Raw genomic sequence first — 17,043 nt, forward strand, 5'->3', positions numbered from 1 at the left:
TGCCGCTTGCGTGCTTTGGCATCATGTAGTAAACTCGCTACCATACCCGTAATTTGCAAGGAGCGATGAATCATGGAACAGGTTGTACCTGTGTATATATTGTCAGGATTTCTGGGAAGCGGCAAAACTACCCTGCTGCAGCGCCTGCTGGAACATTGGAAAGATCAGGGCTTGCGCCCGGCCGTAGTGATGAATGAGCTGGGTGAAGTGAACCTGGATGGGCTGCTGGTTGAGCAAACCGTTCCTATGGCAGAGCTGCTCGGCGGCTGTATCTGTTGTTCTATCCGAGGGGATCTTAGCACAGAGCTAACTACTCTTATCAAGAAGGAATCACCTGATGTGGTTGTTATTGAGGCCACAGGTGCGGCGAACCCGTTGGAAATTGTAGATGGTGTAACCGAAACTTCACTGTATCAAAAAGTCGAGCTAAAAAGCTTGATCACCGTCGTTGACGCCGCGCATCTGCTCGAATTGTACCGTGCGCAGCAGGGGGCAACCTATCGACTGATGCAGGAGCAAATTCGCTGCGCATCTGTTTTGATTCTGAATAAAAATGACCGTGTCTCAGCAGATGAAGCGGAAGAGATCACAACTGTTCTGCGAAAATGGAATTCTTATGCACCGATTATGCCAGCGGAGCGTTGTGAGATTGACATAGAGGAGCTCCTGCGTAGCGCAGGTGGAGTTCTTACGGATACACAGCTTGAAGAGAGCGACAGCGAAAGCCATGTGCATGAGGAAGCTCTGCAACCTTCAGGAGGCACCCATGCTTCCCACGATCACGTGATGGCATACACACATTACTTCAAACGACCTGTCAACAGCGAGACCTTTGAACAGTTCGTCAAGGAGCTTCCGCGTGATGTTTATAGGGCTAAAGGCATTGTGACCTTTAATGACACCTCCAGTCGTTTTCTTTTTCAATATGCTTACCGTGAAGCTGATTTTATGAAAATCACACCTCAAGGCGAAGTCCCAGACGTAGCTGTATTTATCGGGGAACACTTCTCATCCAGTGAGTTACGCACGAAGCTGCTGGAGATGGAAGGACGTATTTTAGTTCGGCCTGGCACGATCAAAAGAAGCCTGTAATCCGTTCTGCTTCAGAAGAAGCTGTGGTTCATTCCTAATCTTGTAGGTTAATAGTAAGGCATACCCATTAAAAATGCAGGAGGTTGAAGGCTATGACCCGAATTCAATATCAGGAGTGCATTGACGCTTGTCTCGAAAGTATGAATGCCTGTAACTACAGCTATGTCTCAAGCCTAAAAGAATATGATCTTGCATCACTTCGTGAGAGCATGCGACTCGATCGTGAATGTGCGGATATTTGTTCTTATGCCATTCAAGCAATGACCCGTCAAAGTCCGTTTGTATCTGGAATTCTAAAACTATGTGCAGAAATATGTGAAGCATGCGCAGATGAGAGCAGCAAGCATATACATAATCACTGCCAAGAATGTATTAATGCCTGCCGTAAAGCTGCAGAGGCATGCCGTTTGATTAGCGATGCTGTTGAGGTATATGCGTAAGATCGTATAGCTTAACTCTCATATATGAACTAATAGCCAGACTGTTGCTGTAGAAATATAGCAATAGTCTGGTTTTTTATATTCGGGTCTGTTTGATTAATGCTACTGGTAGAAAAAAAGGGGAGGAATACTGGATAGAAAGGAAGTTTTAGAAAGGGCTGCTATAGCAGTTCTTTCATTTTTTTGATTCCTAGAAGAGGAAATTCGTAGGGAACCGGAGAATTAACAGTAGATATGAAGGGAGAATGTTAAGTGGCGAACTTAGTAGATCGTAACTTTGCCAGCGGTAGTATAGATGTTGCTATTCCCCTGATAGAATTAGAACAGATCAGTAAACAGTATGGACGCCGACCCGTATTGGAAGATGTATCGTTTACTATTGAAAAGGGGACTGCAACTGCTCTGATCGGACGGAACGGATCCGGCAAAAGTACGCTGTTGTCAATCTTAGCTGGACTGGTCCATATTTCCTCTGGAAAGCTGAGTTGTAAGGATTCAAATCTGAGAATTGGTTATGCACCTGAGATGTTTCCAGGGTTGAAGCTGACCCCAGAACAGTACTTGCGAAGTATGGGACAGATTAGCGGCCTTGCGCCAGTCCTGATCGAGCAGGAGCTAACAACGTTATTTCAACTTTTTAAGCTGGAGCACTTTCGCAAGCAGTCTATGCTAAACTTCTCCAAAGGAATGCTGCAAAAAATTAATTTGATTCAAAGCTTGCTGGGGAGTCCCTCGTTGCTGCTTCTTGATGAACCTATGTCGGGCCTTGATCTCCCCTCAATGAATAAGTTAGCTGAGCTTCTCATCGGTTTGAGAAATAAGGGTACTGCTATAGTCTTCTCTGTACATGAACCCCAATGGATTGAATTGCTTGCGGATCAGGTTCATGTGATACATGAAGGGAAAATTGTAAAGTCAATTCAGGGGTCAGAGAAGCTGAACTTTAAACCCTCTACATACATACTATTGTCTAATCTGTCGATTCAGAAACTGCAGCAATTGAAGGAAATGGCAGGTTTCATTGCAATAAATACGTTTAAGGATAGTTGTAACATAGAACGTACGGCATTGACAGTAACAAGTTCAGAATCAGATGCTTTTTTGCGGGTTATCTTGGAGTCGGGTGGTTCAATACAATCGGTAGAACCTCGCGGAGGATCGCATGACTTAGAAAAATGGATGAATCCTAGAAGTTGAACAGGGGGTCTTACGTGTATCCGTTTATCGTTTACATGCTGCGAAGTTATACTCGATCTCAGCGTTATTTCGGCCCGTTAGCAGGGATTGTGATTGCAGTCTTGATATTGTATTCTTATAAGCCCAATCCAGTTATGAATAGCTATGCCGCTACAGCAGTAATGTTCTTTATAAGCTGCGCTTGGATGAGTCTTAGTTTTTTGAATCATGAGCACGCTGTTCATCGGCAGATTGCAGTTGTTCACATGCGAAGTGCGGCAAAACATAGTGCAGGTGGTATCTTAACGCTTGCATTTCTAACGTTGCTGATAGATCTATTGATTGTCCTTTATCCTTGGGTAACAGGTCATTTCGCAGAATCACCTGGGGCATATCGGTTAATTCTAGCGCTTATAGGACATGGATTGTTGGGTATGCTTGGTGTGGCTATTGCCCTATTCTTTCAATCTTCTTGGATTCAAAAAGGCAGTCACGCAACAGGTATGTTATTAGCTATCGTTGTATTATCACTGGGTGGAGCACAAATCAGCGAAAGTTTGCCTGGTATATTTCATTTTTTGATCTGGTTGTTGCCGCCAGTAACTCCTGTAATGGAGGCCATGATGAAAGCTGATACATTGTCATTAGCGGAGTTGTTAGGTTCATTTGCACAAGCATTAGTATATATAACACTGCTTATCGGTTTTTATTTGTACAGATCAAGACAGAGGGATTACAACAAAACATAACTTGTATAGATAAAAGGAACAAGGATACAGAAGTGGGGGAAAAGATGAAGGATACATATGTACCTGAGAGTGAACAATCGAAAGAGTTATTCGCCTATTTTGGACTGGCAGTTTATTATGGACAGGCCCTCGAGCAGCAGCTTACCAACTTGCTATTGCTTACTAAGCTATCACAAGGAAAAACGCCAACAGAAGCAGATCTGACAGACCTTTATCAGCGAAAACTCAGCAATTCACTCGGCCAACTCATCAAAGAAATCCAACATCATTTTCCTTTCTCGGAGCAAGAAACCGCTCAGTTGGAGGAAGTGTGGAAACAACGTAATTACATCGTTCATGATTACTTTAAAGAGCGTATACAGGAAACCTTTACGCCTGCCGGAAGAGCTAAAATGATTCGGGAGCTGAAACGTTTTAAAAATAAAGCAAGTAGACTTGAAGTTAAACTGCAAGGCTACTGCACAGAAATGTTCACGAAGCTTGGATTAGAGGAGGAAAACTTATTGTAATAATCCTTCTAAGCCGCAAGCTGTTACAACCTCTGGTCTAAAATGAACCGAAGAAGCTCTAACACAGCGAGAGAGTGCAGTTAAAGCTTCGCCTAATGCCGGAATCATCTCCGGTGTTAGGCTTTCTCCAGGTTCCCACCACCAATTGTTAATATTCAATGTTTGCTTCTTCTTATCCATCACCGGTTCAAATCTGCCAACAAAACGATCATTATATAATATTGGCAGTACATAGTAACCATATTCTCGTTCTATTGCCGGCTTATAGACCTCCCAGCGGTAATGAAATCCGAATAATTGCCGAACCAGCTCGCGTTCCCACAACAAATTATCCAGCGGAGCCAAAACAGCCGCAAATGAATCACGTGGTTGAAGCCCAATCTCTTCAGATTCTTGCAGCATCACAGACTCCAAGGTTGGAGCATCTATACTGCGGATATAAAGCGGAACCTTAATCCCCTCGACCCAAACTTCTCTGAGACTATCCTTCTCCAGCAATCTCTGAACCGCCGCCGCACGCTCTTTGCTCTTCAGTCCGGATATGCCCAGCCATCCGTCTCCAGATTTATTCCATAACAAGCCGATACTTCCTATTCTACGTAACACATACCAATCGTGAAATTGTTCTTCCGTGACATTTGGATCGGCTGAACTCAGCAGCTCTGAGGGTAACAAACGTTCAACGAAATCATAATATCGCCGAGTATGTACACGATGGTGGACAACAATCTCTCCCCAAAAGTACATGCTTTCCATTGCAGCTCGTGATAATCTTGTCGGAGCCCAAGCCCAATCTACTTTCTCCTTTCCGTCTAAATCCAAAGAGGAGAGGGGACCGCGCTTCTGAAGCTCTTCACGAACCTGTGCTACAGCGACCATTACAGGCTCATTAGCCTGATGGTGGGAGGCAGCAGCTGTTCTTCTCCGCTTAAAATAAGGCCAATCCTCTGTACAATAAATAGACATGTTCTTGTCCCAGCCATCAACGAGCAACCTGTCTTTATACAGAAGCTCTTGGACCAGTTCTGGCGTAAATCCCGGAATCCGTGCTTGGAGGACCAGCTCATGATTATGGCCGGCAATATTAAGGGGGTCATATTGGATGCAGCCTACGTGACGAACATAGTCATAAATACTAAGTTTTCCGGAAGGGATAGCTCCGGCAGTTAACTTTTGATGAGATAGCAGAAAAAGCCTGGCTTGTTTCTTAGTCAGATTATAAGTAAGCATCGTTTACTCCTCCAAGGATATGTATTAATTTCCATAATACAGAACATCTGTTCTAAGATCAAGCAGGAAAAAACCCTGAATCACAATGAAGTGACTCAGGGTTGTAAATTACATTTTCTCAAGAGAGGGTTGCAAGTTTCCGAGTGCTGGACGGTTGCTTGCGCCAGCGTTATCGTCAGAGCTGTTAGCAGCGGCACCTACTTGCAGCTGGTACATACGGAAGTATCTTCCGCCAAGCGCCATCAGTTCATCGTGGCTACCGCGTTCTACGATCTCTCCGTGATGTAGGACTAGAATCTGATCTGCACTGCGAATCGTGGATAAGCGGTGAGCGATGATGAAAGTGGTGCGTCCTTTTTTGAGAACTTCCAGCGCATCCTGAATGACGCTTTCCGTTTCTGTATCGATGTTGGAGGTAGCTTCATCTAGAATAAGAATAGCTGGGTCAAAGGAGAGAGCTCTCGCAAAAGAAATCAATTGCCGCTGACCCGCAGATAAAGTACTTCCTTTCTCAATTACCGGTTCATCAAATCCTTGTGGAAGATGAGCGAGCAACTTATCCGCACCAACCTCACGCAATGCACGTTCTACACGTTCACGTGAAATTCGTTCATCCCCTAGGCTGACGTTCGAAGCAATGGTGCCCATGAAGAGGTACGGATCCTGCAGCACGATGCCCATGTGATTCCGCAGCCACTGCTTCGGAATATCCGTAACCTTTTGACCGTCAATCGTAATATCGCCTTTTTGTGGATCATAGAACCGGAACAGCAGATTGATGATTGAGCTTTTGCCGGAACCCGTATGACCTACAAGAGCGACAGTTTCACCCGGGCGTGCTTCAAAGGAGATATCGCGAAGGACGTAGTCTTTTTTATAAGCAAAAGATACATTCTTAAATTCCACTTTTCCTTTGTAGCGTGGCATGGAGCCGTCCGTAACATTCTCTCCAGGTTCATCCATAAGCGTAAACACACGTCCCGCAGATACCATAGAAGTATCCAGGTTCGCCAACTGGTTCACCATACCCGTGATAGGCTGGAACAAACGTCCGAGCACATCGACAAAGGCATATAGAACGCCTAAGGATACAAAGGTTGAACCAGTAATACTGCCATGTCCGAAATACCAAAGCACCATCACAAAAGAGAGAGAACGAAGTGAGTTCACCAGATTGTGGGACGTGAAAGCATTCAGATTTAACATTTTATTCTGATATTTCAAGTAATCATCGTTCAGGTTCTCAAATTCTGCACTAAGCTGCTTCTGACGGCGGAATATCCGGACGATTGACATCCCCTGAATCGATTCATTAATAATGGCGTTAATTTCACTTAGACGTGAGCGAATGATCGTATTGTATTTGGTCGCAATTTTGCGATAGAGCACGATCCACAGCACAAGAATAGGTACAATGAACAAGCTGATCAGACCCAGACGGACATCAAGTAAGAACAGAGCGATATATACGCCAGTTATATTGATAATACCGGTGCTGAAATTGGAAAGGACGGCAATGAATAGATCCTTAATCGCCTCGGTATCATTTGTAACCCGCGACACTACCTTACCAGCAGGCAAATTGTCAAAAAAATGAACGGGTAGTCGCTGGATATGTGCGTATACATCTGTCCGCAGCTTCCGGATTACCTGATTCGCCGAAGATTGCAGCCAGTAGGTTTTTCCGAATTCAGCAAAGATGGAGATTACAAGAAAAATAGCATACATTCCGACCAACTGATAGATTCCAGGAAGCTCAGGTTTGTAAAAAGCGAACAGCTCATCGGCCGATAGCTTAACCGCCGGATAGATAACTTCGTTATCACCACGGGTGATATGCATCTCTCCATCGATGAACTTTCGTTCACCGTCAGGCTGTGTTACAGCTTCGTTAATAAAATAAAAACTTCTCCCTGCTTGAAGAACACGAATTTCTTGGCCTTTAGTTTCACCAGGCTCAAAGCGATCGCCGCGTTTGTATAAACTATTGTTATATTCAGCCGCCTTATCGGGAGACGTGGTGCTGAAATAGGGCTTCTCGATGGCCAGCATGTGATTGTCGATCATGCTTTTGGCTATAAATGGACCTGCCAGCTCTGCCGCTACCCCGATTGAAAGCAGCAGAAGGGCTGCGATAAAGGTTTTCTTTGCGGTCAATGCATATTCCAGCAGGCGTTTGCCTGTACTTTGTGTCAACCGTGACACCTCCTAAAATGTTTTGCGTAGTCGTAGCTCGTTTATTTATGGTTGTAGTTTAATCATTCGACAAGTTATTTTCGACTTGCTGCCGATCATATTGTTCACGGTACCAGCCATTCAAATCCAACAGCTCCTGATGTGTACCTCGCTCAACGATTTGTCCGTTATCCAGTACAACAATCATATCGGCATGTTGGACGGCGGAGAGACGGTGAGTAGAGATTAATGTGGTTTTTCCGGCACGTTCATTCCGGATATTGTCGATAATCTGAGCTTCCGTACGAGCGTCAACGGCTGATAAGGCATCGTCCAGAATAAGAATATCAGGATTAGCGATAAAAGCTCTGGACAGAGAGACACGTTGCTTTTGTCCACCGGAGAGAGATACACCACGTTCACCCACCAGAGTATCCAGACCATCGGACAATGTGCCCAGGTCGTTCTGGAAAGCGGCAGCTGTAATGGCTTGCATAATCGTATCGTCATCGGCGTTGTCTAGACCAAATTGAATGTTTTGCCGAACGGATTTGGAGAAAAGAATTTGCTCTTGCGGAACATAACCCATCCAGCTATGCAGCTGATCCAGGGAAATCTGTTGAATAGGCACGCCAGAGATAAGGATCTCTCCATTACCTGTCGGATATTCGCGGAGCAATTGTTTGAGCAGTGTAGATTTCCCGCTTCCTGTACGCCCGACTACACCTAATGTCTGCCCTTGGTTCAGGGTTAAGTTGACATGGCTTAGATTGTCAATCGTCGAAGAAGGATAACGGAAAGTCACATCGTTAAGCTCGATTCGAGTAGGATGGGGAACTTGAACAGGATGGGCAGCATTTTGAACATCGGGTTTGGAGTTTAACGTCTCGTCGATACGTTCGAGGGAAGCTCCGCCACGCTGCATAATGTTGATCAATTCTCCAATAGCGAACATCGGCCATACAATCATACCGAGGTACATATTAAAGGAGACTAGATCACCCAGTGTGATCTGATTGCGGAATACAAGGTAAATCCCATAAGTAAGACCAATAATGTAGCTGAGTCCAACGCAGAAGCGGATAGTTGGTTCGAAGAAAGCATCGACACGAGCTACGGCCATATTTTTGTTGTAAACATCTTCAGTAATATCCGAGAAACGTTTTTCATCAAGACGCTCTTGGACATAAGCACGGATTACGCGCACACCAGAGACAGATTCGAGCACTTGGTCATTCATATCTCCGAATGCATCCTGCGCTAAGCTGTATCGATCATGAATAGCTTTACCATAAAAAATCATAGCTATTGCAATTAGGGGTAATGGTAATACTGCTGCAAGGGTCAATTTCCAACTCACGAGAAAGCCCATCGCAAACAGCACAACCGTGAGGTAGATTGTAGAATCCACCAGTGTAAGCATCCCGAATCCTACGGTAGCTGAGACGGCTCTGATATCATTGGTTGCCCGGGCCATGAGGTCACCAGTTCTATTTTTTTCGAAGAACGAGGGTGTCATAGTCATAAGATGATTCATAAATCGGGAGCGCAGCAGGCGCTCAACAAGGTTGGAACCTCCGAAAAGTTTGTGCATCCATATGTAGGTAATCCAATAAATAACTAGCAGCAAAATAAAGATCATGCCGATATATTTGGCAAGCGAAGCTGTAGTAATCGAACCGCGTACTATGTCGTCAATGGCATTGCCTAGCAGACGTGGAGGGAGTAATTCAAGAACGCCTACACCTATGAGTAATATGAGTCCAATCAGGTAACGCCTTTTTTCTCGGCGAAAAAACCAGCCGAGATCGCGAAGAACAGAGAACAAGTAAATCCCTTCCTTTCAGGTTGTAATGATTGCTTGTGATGCTGATAAAAGCGCAAGTGATTATCTCTTCAGCAAACAAAAAAGGCATATCATCCGAAAACGGACGATATGCCTGTAATTTACAGCTATCATGCGCACGGTGCGTTACAGCACCAAGCATGTGAGAGACCTTCAAGAACTAAAGTTATACGGTCCATAAGACTCGCAAAAACTTCAGGATGGCTTAATCACTTGGGCTGCTTCGGTATTCGGTTGAGTAAAAATTCCAACAATAGTAAAATAATATGGCTGTAACTTCGTAAACACCGCGCTCACCCCTTTCATTAATTTGGTAATAACTAGAAGACGTTTAGTTATGTTCAGAGTTTATCATCCGGTTCGCGAATTTGTCAAACTTAATTTTAAATGGATTGGGAAATCATTAATTGCATAAAGTTGTTTGAATATCGACTTATTTTCGTTATGATTAGAATATACAAAGGAGCTGAGAGAAATGAACATGGAAATTAGTCAAGCAGCGGCAGCTTGGTTTAAGAGAGAATTGGACCTTAAGAATGGAGACTATATTCGTTTATTTCCCCGTTATAGCTCGGGAGGTGGACTTCACCCCGGTTTTTCGCTGGGCATTGCTACAGAAGCGCCTGGGCGTCCAGCTATTCAGGTCAAACAGGATGATATTGTGTTCTACATGGAGGAGCAGGACTTGTGGTATATGGAAGGTTATGACCTATCTATCGTATACTCTGAGTCAGAGGATGACATTGAATATAAGTACGAACCAAAGCCGGTATCCGGCGAAGTGCAGGTATTGTTGTCTTAATGATTGTTTATTTTAATCAGGAAAAGCCCTTGCCAAAAGGCAGGGGCTTTTCAAATGCTGTCTTTAAAAATGAGGGTATTCCAGTTGGAAATACATAGGTGTTATCAGTGCAAATTGCGAGAGGTTTCTTCCTCCAGAGCGAAGTCGAAGTCGTCAATATCGTACACCTGAACTGGAACTCCACCCTCGATGATCCGTTGAATCAATTCAAATTGATCCGTTAGGATAGGTACTTTCTCACGTTGTGAGGACAGCAGAAGCTCTGTTTCGATGGGATCGAACATCTCACCGTAGACAGCGGTATCCATACTGTTAATGATGGTGATTTTGGATTGCCCGCCAAGGAGAATACCTGAGCTTTTCGCCCATGGCACTGCTAAACAGCGGTTGATCTTCTTCGCGTTGAGCGGTTCTTCAAAATAAGCAATGAGCTCACTAATCTTCAACTTAACATGCTTGTCGTCGTCCGGACGGTTCATCAACGGATCATCGCTGTCTCGCAGTTCGTATAGTTCCATCACAGTAGTATAAGGCACTATATATTCTACAGGGCTGCTCGATACGAGAAGCTGGCCGTAAATCGCCATCATGACGGCTTCCGTCACAAATTGTCTAGACATCGTTATCCTCCTGAAGTTCGGTACTGCAATTGTACTTATGATCTAAAATTATAAAAACACTGTAGAGAGCAAAAGTCAACTGTACTTAGCAACTCACTAAAGAGAAGGGAAAGAATATTCCTGTGAAGCAATGGAAATCATATTTTACTTTTGTACGACCTTATATGAAATTGATTGTGTTTACGCTGTTTATCGGCATGATCAAATTCAGTATTCCGCTAACACTGCCAATGATTCTGAAATACGTGGTTGATGACCTCCTAATGAACCCGAGCATGGGGATTGAGGAACGGGTATCGCATTTGATGCTTATTCTGGGTGGTGCCTTAATTTTATTTGTTATCGTAAGAGGACCCGTGGAGTATTATCGCCAATACTTTGCTCAGCTTATCACAAGTAAAGTGTTGTTCGATATGCGAAATAAGCTTTACAGTCATTTACAGCGGCTGTCACTGCGGTATTATCAGAATACCAAGGTGGGAGAAGCCATCTCCAGATTTATTAACGATGTTGAGCAGACCAAAAATTTGGTCGAAGTCGGCATGATGAATGTATGGCTCGACACGTTTACGCTAGTTTTTGCTTTGGGATTTATGTTTTATTTAAATCCGGTGCTGGCGCTCGTGTCTATCTCGGTATTGCCTTTTTACGCAATTGCTGTTAACAAATTGTATAAGCGGCTTAAGCTTTTAACGAAAGATCGTTCCCAAGCTCTGGCTGGCATTCAAGGTTATCTCCATGAACGGATTCAAGGGATATCAATTATCCGCAGCTTTACGATGGAAAAAGTGGATCAGAAGCAGTTTGAAGACATCAACGGTAACTTTCTTAAAAAAGCGATGGCGCAAACCCGCTGGAACGCTATGACCTTCGCAATTATTAATACATTAACGGATATAGCACCTCTTTTGGTCATCGGATATGGTGGTTATCAGGTCATTCATGGCAATTTGACAGTAGGTACCTTTGTAGCTTTCTTTGGCTATCTGGACCGGATGTATTCTCCGCTGCGAAGATTGATTAATTCCTCGACGGTGCTTACACAAGCCTCTGCTTCTCTTGAACGGGTGCTTGAGCTGCTGAATGAGCCTTACGATATTGTAGACAAGCCGGGAGCAAAAGTGCTAAAGGATGCACGTGGTGAGATTGCTTTTCAGAATGTATGGTTTAAATATAACGAAGAGAATGATTGGGTCTTAAAAGATATTAATCTGAGTATTCAGCCCGGACAGACCATTGCGTTCGTCGGAATGAGCGGTGGAGGAAAGTCCTCCCTTATAAGCTTGATCCCGAGATTCTATGACATCAGTAAAGGCAGCCTCCAAATGGATGGTTATGATATACAGGAATTAACACAGGAAAGCTTGCGCAGGTCTGTCGGTATGGTCTTACAAGATAATTTCTTATTCAGCGGATCTGTGCGTGAGAATATTTTATTCGGTAATCCTAACGCCACGGAAGAAGAGGTCATTTCAGCAGCGAAAGCTGCCAATGCGCATGATTTTATTGAGCAGCTGCCACTGGGTTATGAGACAGAAGTGGGAGAACGTGGTGTTAAGCTATCCGGAGGACAGAAGCAGCGGGTTGCTATCGCAAGGGTATTTCTCAAGGATCCGAAGGTTCTTATATTAGACGAGGCTACTTCGGCGCTGGATCTGGAATCGGAGCATTTAATTCAACAAGCGCTGCAGTCCCTTTCTTCGCAACGTACTACACTAATTGTAGCGCATAGACTGTCAACGATTACTCATGCAGATCAGATTGTCGTACTTGAGAATGGTGAAATTACTGAACGGGGTACGCATGAACAGCTGATGTCGATAGAGGGTAGTTATGCGCGATTATTTAACGTACAGCATTTAGACGCTTAATATGTTTTGAATAATTAAACACTTTAGTGGTCCTCTCGAAAGAGAAGGCCACTTTTTTTGAATTCCAATCAGGCTTGTGGCACACAGTAACTTATACTATGGCAAAAATTCTACAGGGGACTTGAGTCTTTTCGGTGATCATGTGCGTCTAAAGCTTATAAACATCATGAAAGGAAGTGAGGAACGTGAATAAAACCACGCTTGAGGAAAAGGCGATAGATGGTGATGAAGACAGCTTTACTGTTCTTATTGACGGCATGCAGGAGCGTTTATACCGAATGGCCTACTCCTATGTGCGGAATCAAGAGGATGCGCTGGAGATTGTGCAGGAGACCGTCTTCAAAGCCTATATCTCCATTCATAAATTGAAGCAACCGCAATATTTTAAAACTTGGCTCACCAAGATCGCTGTCAACTGTGCGCTGGACTTTATCCGTAAATCTAAAAAAATCGTGTATATAGATCAAGAGCTAGGAGGCAGCTATGCTCCGAAATCTAGGGAAGAAGTTATGGACTTGCATGAAGCGCTCAGCGGCCTTGATGAAAAATCAAGAATGGTGATTGTGATGAGATATTTGGAGGACTTGCCCATAAAGGAAATTGCAGAGGTTCTTGATATGCCCCTGAGCAGCGTCAAAACCGTTATTTATAGAGGTTTGGAAAAATTAAAAATAAGTATGGAGGAGAGTGAGAACTTTGGATAAGCAACTAGAACGTCTACAACAAGCCTATAATGAGATTGAAATTCCTAAAGAACTATCATTCGCTTCTCGTAAAGGAATTGAAAGAGGGAAAATCTATAAACAGAAAAACAGTTCTTCAAAACGTGCCTTGAAATGGACAGGATCAGTAGCTGCTGCTGTATTGATTTCTTTTACGGTGGGTGTAAATACGGTTCCTGCTTTTGCGAGTAGTATGGATCAAATACCGGTTCTAGGTAAGCTGGTCAGTGTTCTGCAATTTACGGAGGGAAGCGCAGGAGGGGGAACCATTCAGGATGGAGTAGATGTGAATTTTATTTCGGTCAAACAACTGAAGAATAGTGATCAATTGATTTTGAATTTTGCAAATCCGGATGAAACTCAACAGATGGCAAGCTCATATAACGTAAAGTTTACGGAAAATCCGGCAACAATGACGATTACAGTAAGTGGGGCCAGAAAATTCTCAGCAGTCAAAGATCTGGAGACATTAAAACAAAGCCGATATGTTCAGGATGCTTATCCACTAATTACACTAGATGATTCGGCCATTCGGTTCAATGTCACACTTACGGACTCGGTTGCTTATGAGGTGAAAGAATATAAAGAGCCAGCACAGGTAGTGATTACGTTAAAAGAGAAAGGAGACGAAGCAAAAGGGGGCTCTGTATATTCCTTAAGAACGGTCTCACAGCCTTCTGGTGAGGCGCTGGGTATGGCTGAAGAAATGTTATATGGGTTAGAGGATGTGCGGATGTTAAAGGATCAGAAAGGCTTATATCTCGTGGAAGCAGGATATTTTAATTCAGAAGAAGAGGCTTTGAAGCAGTTGCAGAAAATTAAGACAGAGTATGGCGTTGAAGATTTATTAGTCGTTGAAAAAAGAGCGGCGCAGCAAATTCCGCAGTCCATTTCTCAGGTGGAGGAATAGTGAAGAAGATGGTTGTATAAAAGGCACAATAAAAAAGACCGCCAAAAGCGGTCTTTTTTGTGCTGTTCTATTACATTTTGCCGATCATAAGTGATAAAATGCCGGCTGCGATCAGCGGTCCGACCGGAACGCCTTTAAATAACGCAACCCCGATCACCGTGCCAATCAGCAGACCTGCAACAACTGTGGGTTGGTTGGTCATGAGCGTAGCACCGCGGCCTCCAAGAAAAGCGACGAGAATGCCAATAGCGATAGCAAGCAAGGACTTCCAGTGCAAGAAGGATTGACCGACTGTCTGCAGCGATATTTTGCCGCTGGCTAATGGGGTCATGACCCCGATGGTCAGGATGATAATCCCGATGGTTAAACCGTATTTTTCTAGCCAAGGAAAGGTTTGCTGCAGGCCAAGTACTCTTAGCAGTAATAGGACGACCATTGCTATTGTTACAGGGGAATTGCTGCTGATAATTCCCAGCGCTGCAAGTCCAAGCAAAAGCAAAGAGGTCATGTCCATCTTAATGTTTCAACTCCTTAGGATTAGAACTTTCTTTTGACACAATGTGATCTGCGATAAGCTTACCATGCCCTCTTCCGGTCTCAATAAACACTTCGTTAGCATTGCGGCCGGAGGCGATTACTCCAGCAACATACAACCCTGGAACATTACTTTCCATGGTAGAGGTGTTAAAAGCAGGCTTATCCATGTCGTCATCCATGATCACACCCGCTGAAGTGAGGAGGGTACGGCTAGGACGGAAGCCAGTCAAGGCAAGAACGAAATCATTATCCAATGCTTTCTTGTCCCCCTTATGATCCGTAACAATTACTGAGCTTGCAGTAATTTCAGTGACACGCGAGCCTAAGTGCAGAGTGATTTTCCCTTTTTGCACCATGCCTTCAAAGATTGGCCGAACCCAAGGTTTAATATTCTCTGAGATGCTTTCACCACGATATACCATATCTACCGTAGCTCCTACACGCATAAGCTCCAGCGCTGCATCTACTGCGGAATTACTGCCGCCAATTACAGTTACCTTCATTCCCGTGTAAGGATGAGCTTCACCGAAATAATGAGTAACTTTAGGTAGTTCTTCACCTGGAATGCCAATCATATTCGGCTGATCAAAATAACCTGTTGCTATAACTACATTAGCAGTGATACGTTTCTGATGCTCACCACGCATATTTGACGTATGTACGGCAAAGGTTCCATCTTCAAGCGGCTCAATGGATAAAGCTTCTTCATAAGCGGCGATCTCTAGACCATATTGCTCAGCGGCTCGGCGATAATAGACAAGCGCTTCGTGACGGTAAGGTTTGTCGTTGGTCGAAGTGAACGGAACATCCCCGATTTCTAATAACTGAGCCGTACTGAAAAATTGCATATTTGTTGGATACAAATAAATGGAGTGTACAATAAAGCTTTTTTCAATGATAAGGCTGGACAGGCCTTGGCGTTGGCATTCGATAGCTGCCGAGAGGCCGCAAGGACCTGCACCGATAATAATGACATCTTTCATAAAGCGGGTTACCTCCTGATTGTTACTATCTTTTCTTTAAATCCTACCCTAAATTCATGAATTTTTCCATAAGAGCAGATTGAGTATAATAACCATTGCAAGAATAACGTTGATTATTATATAATTAGATATATATCTAATGTTTCAATTTATTGTGAAATTCTAGGAGCGTGAACCCAGTGCAGTTGGAGAAAATCGTGAGTTATCATAAAGCTTTAGCTGATCCAACGCGTCTTCGCTTATTGTTGCTTCTGTCCCAAGGAGAAATGCACGGGCAAGCGCTGGCTGAGAAGTTGAATTTATCGCAGCCTACAGTCACTCATCATGCGGCTAAATTACGTGAAGCGGCTCTAATAAAAGAAAGACGCGACAAAAATACAGTTTATTTTAAGTTGAATCCGGAGTTTATCAATAATGGTGCTGAGGCTTCACTGCAGTTTATTTTTTCGAAAGGAGCTGAGAATATGGAAGAGCAATTACCTGAGAATAGTCTTCAGGATACTGTAATTCGTAATTTTTTCTCTAAAGATGGCCGGCTGCGGCAAATTCCAGCACAATACAAGAAGAAATTGATAGCGCTTCAATACATGGTTGAGAAGCTGGAGCCAGGAGTTGTTTATACGGAAAAGGAAATCAATGAGTTTATTAAGCAGTTTCATGAAGATTTCGCCACTATTCGTCGTGAATTCATCATGCATCAGTTTATGTATCGTGAGAAGGACAAGTATGAACTAAATCCTCGAGAAGTATGGACTCGGTGGGAATATGTCAAATAATGATCTTTTAAATATTAACATTCTGTGTCGATTTGAAATGTACTGATTAATTATTCGAATTTCGAATAAAATGGAATTGTAAGCGTTATCTGAGACATATTTAGAAAGGAGACTTTCGTTATGTTATTTAAACGCACAAAAAAGCAACCCAAATCAGATCATGTAACCGTCACATTACCCCAAGTGAAACAGGCGATTCGAAAGTTCGAAGAAGATATGCCTGGACCTATTAATAGAACAGCATTAATCTTAGAGGACAAAAGAATCGATATGAGTCGCCTGAAACGTTATTTGGGTGGAATACCCGAACGGAATTTCTATATGTCACGAGAGACCTATGAAATTTTCGAGGAAGAAGACAAGTTAGTGCCGTATTATCTGGATTTAGTTCAGGCTGCTGTAGACAGTTATATTAGTGATACAGGCAAGCTACCGTTGCTTGAAGACACCTGGTTGCCAGAGGTTCATTATCGATTGTTATCTACAGAAAGTTATCTAAAAGAAACACCTCCTTTTCCGCTGTATATTACGGATGAAGAAATGATGCTGACCCATCGGGCAGAGCATTTCGAGTAAAGGAATGACGCAGATACGAATCTTCATAA

17 protein-coding genes are annotated in these 17,043 nt (G+C 43.5%); 11 read left to right on the plus strand and 6 right to left on the minus strand.

From position 1 onward, the window contains the following. Positions 1-72: 72 nt before the first annotated feature. From NST45_RS10040 to NST45_RS10060, 5 genes are all read left to right on the plus strand, one after another. Entirely contained in the window at positions 73-1,092 is a 1,020-nt protein-coding gene (locus tag NST45_RS10040; RefSeq protein WP_076142128.1) for a GTP-binding protein, read from the plus strand. A gap of 92 nt (positions 1,093-1,184) precedes the next feature. Beyond that, complete coding sequence (locus tag NST45_RS10045; RefSeq protein ID WP_036688030.1) at positions 1,185-1,532, plus strand: four-helix bundle copper-binding protein; 348 nt, start codon at positions 1,185-1,187, stop codon at positions 1,530-1,532. Between the two features lie 252 nt (positions 1,533-1,784). After that, the gene (locus tag NST45_RS10050) at positions 1,785-2,729 is read left to right on the plus strand and encodes an ABC transporter ATP-binding protein (protein ID WP_076142127.1); all 945 of its coding nucleotides are present in this window, start codon (positions 1,785-1,787) and stop codon (positions 2,727-2,729) included. 14 nt (positions 2,730-2,743) lie between these two features. Next, complete coding sequence (locus NST45_RS10055; RefSeq protein ID WP_076142126.1) at positions 2,744-3,457, plus strand: hypothetical protein; 714 nt, start codon at positions 2,744-2,746, stop codon at positions 3,455-3,457. Positions 3,458-3,501: 44 nt separating this feature from the next. Next, on the plus strand, positions 3,502-3,966 hold the full coding sequence (locus tag NST45_RS10060) for a hypothetical protein (protein WP_038571625.1): 465 nt from the start codon (positions 3,502-3,504) through the stop codon (positions 3,964-3,966). Here NST45_RS10060 and NST45_RS10065 read toward each other — a convergent pair. From NST45_RS10065 to NST45_RS10075, 3 genes are all read right to left on the minus strand, one after another. Next, positions 3,958-5,196: a winged helix DNA-binding domain-containing protein gene (locus NST45_RS10065; protein ID WP_076142125.1), complete on the minus strand. Its 1,239-nt coding sequence runs from the start codon at positions 5,194-5,196 to the stop codon at positions 3,958-3,960. The two genes, NST45_RS10060 and NST45_RS10065, sit on opposite strands and share 9 nt — an antisense overlap. Positions 5,197-5,304: 108 nt before the next feature. Continuing rightward, positions 5,305-7,392 (minus strand): ABC transporter ATP-binding protein, encoded by a 2,088-nt coding sequence (locus NST45_RS10070; RefSeq protein ID WP_339825520.1) that lies wholly within the window; start codon positions 7,390-7,392, stop codon positions 5,305-5,307. 58 nt (positions 7,393-7,450) lie between these two features. Beyond that, entirely contained in the window at positions 7,451-9,199 is a 1,749-nt protein-coding gene (locus NST45_RS10075) for an ABC transporter transmembrane domain-containing protein (RefSeq protein ID WP_036688020.1), read from the minus strand. Positions 9,200-9,692: 493 nt separating this feature from the next. Here NST45_RS10075 and NST45_RS10080 point away from each other — a divergent pair, with 493 nt between their 5' ends. Then, positions 9,693-10,019 (plus strand): HesB/YadR/YfhF family protein, encoded by a 327-nt coding sequence (locus NST45_RS10080; RefSeq protein WP_076142124.1) that lies wholly within the window; start codon positions 9,693-9,695, stop codon positions 10,017-10,019. Between the two features lie 104 nt (positions 10,020-10,123). On the opposite strand, the gene NST45_RS10085 is transcribed toward NST45_RS10080, so the two are convergent. Further along, a complete protein-coding gene (locus tag NST45_RS10085) occupies positions 10,124-10,639 on the minus strand; it encodes a hypothetical protein (protein WP_038571616.1) in 516 nt (171 codons plus the stop codon). Positions 10,640-10,761: 122 nt separating this feature from the next. Here NST45_RS10085 and NST45_RS10090 point away from each other — a divergent pair, with 122 nt between their 5' ends. The 3 genes from NST45_RS10090 (at position 10,762) to NST45_RS10100 (ending at position 14,142) form a co-directional block, all read left to right on the plus strand. Beyond that, positions 10,762-12,510, plus strand: a complete 1,749-nt coding sequence (locus NST45_RS10090) for an ABC transporter ATP-binding protein (protein WP_036688015.1) — start codon at positions 10,762-10,764, stop codon at positions 12,508-12,510. A gap of 185 nt (positions 12,511-12,695) precedes the next feature. Further along, entirely contained in the window at positions 12,696-13,214 is a 519-nt protein-coding gene (locus NST45_RS10095) for a sigma-70 family RNA polymerase sigma factor (RefSeq protein WP_076098751.1), read from the plus strand. Then, positions 13,207-14,142 (plus strand): DUF4179 domain-containing protein, encoded by a 936-nt coding sequence (locus NST45_RS10100; protein WP_036688011.1) that lies wholly within the window; start codon positions 13,207-13,209, stop codon positions 14,140-14,142. Before NST45_RS10095 ends, NST45_RS10100 begins: the two co-directional genes overlap by 8 nt. A 70-nt stretch (positions 14,143-14,212) precedes the next feature. Here the strand turns inward: NST45_RS10100 and NST45_RS10105 are convergent, their stop codons facing one another. Then, on the minus strand, positions 14,213-14,656 hold the full coding sequence (locus NST45_RS10105; RefSeq protein WP_036688009.1) for a DUF441 domain-containing protein: 444 nt from the start codon (positions 14,654-14,656) through the stop codon (positions 14,213-14,215). Position 14,657: 1 nt separating this feature from the next. After that, a complete protein-coding gene (locus NST45_RS10110) occupies positions 14,658-15,662 on the minus strand; it encodes a YpdA family putative bacillithiol disulfide reductase (RefSeq protein WP_036688007.1) in 1,005 nt (334 codons plus the stop codon). Positions 15,663-15,841: 179 nt separating this feature from the next. Between NST45_RS10110 and NST45_RS10115 the strand changes: the two genes are divergently transcribed. Together NST45_RS10115 and NST45_RS10120 are read left to right on the plus strand one after the other, a co-directional pair. Then, the gene (locus tag NST45_RS10115) at positions 15,842-16,438 is read left to right on the plus strand and encodes a metalloregulator ArsR/SmtB family transcription factor (RefSeq protein WP_036688006.1); all 597 of its coding nucleotides are present in this window, start codon (positions 15,842-15,844) and stop codon (positions 16,436-16,438) included. Between the two features lie 120 nt (positions 16,439-16,558). Next, on the plus strand, positions 16,559-17,014 hold the full coding sequence (locus NST45_RS10120) for a DUF3939 domain-containing protein (protein ID WP_036688004.1): 456 nt from the start codon (positions 16,559-16,561) through the stop codon (positions 17,012-17,014). Positions 17,015-17,043 lie beyond the last annotated feature (29 nt).

The sequence above is a fragment of the Paenibacillus sp. FSL R7-0163 genome (assembly GCF_037969975.1).
Classification (GTDB): domain Bacteria; phylum Bacillota; class Bacilli; order Paenibacillales; family Paenibacillaceae; genus Paenibacillus_AQ; species Paenibacillus_AQ odorifer.

Excerpts from the sequence above, each read along its gene's own strand:
- NST45_RS10040 (WP_076142128.1), top strand. The coding sequence starts at position 73 with ATGGAACAGGTTGTACCTGTGTATATATTGTCAGGATTTCTGGGAAGC.
- NST45_RS10045 (WP_036688030.1), top strand. The coding sequence starts at position 1,185 with ATGACCCGAATTCAATATCAGGAGTGCATTGACGCTTGTCTCGAAAGT.
- NST45_RS10060 (WP_038571625.1), top strand. The coding sequence starts at position 3,502 with ATGAAGGATACATATGTACCTGAGAGTGAACAATCGAAAGAGTTATTC.
- NST45_RS10065 (WP_076142125.1), bottom strand. The coding sequence starts at position 5,196 with ATGCTTACTTATAATCTGACTAAGAAACAAGCCAGGCTTTTTCTGCTA.
- NST45_RS10080 (WP_076142124.1), top strand. The coding sequence starts at position 9,693 with ATGAACATGGAAATTAGTCAAGCAGCGGCAGCTTGGTTTAAGAGAGAA.
- NST45_RS10085 (WP_038571616.1), bottom strand. The coding sequence starts at position 10,639 with ATGTCTAGACAATTTGTGACGGAAGCCGTCATGATGGCGATTTACGGC.
- NST45_RS10105 (WP_036688009.1), bottom strand. The coding sequence starts at position 14,656 with ATGGACATGACCTCTTTGCTTTTGCTTGGACTTGCAGCGCTGGGAATT.
- NST45_RS10110 (WP_036688007.1), bottom strand. The coding sequence starts at position 15,662 with ATGAAAGATGTCATTATTATCGGTGCAGGTCCTTGCGGCCTCTCGGCA.
- NST45_RS10120 (WP_036688004.1), top strand. The coding sequence starts at position 16,559 with ATGTTATTTAAACGCACAAAAAAGCAACCCAAATCAGATCATGTAACC.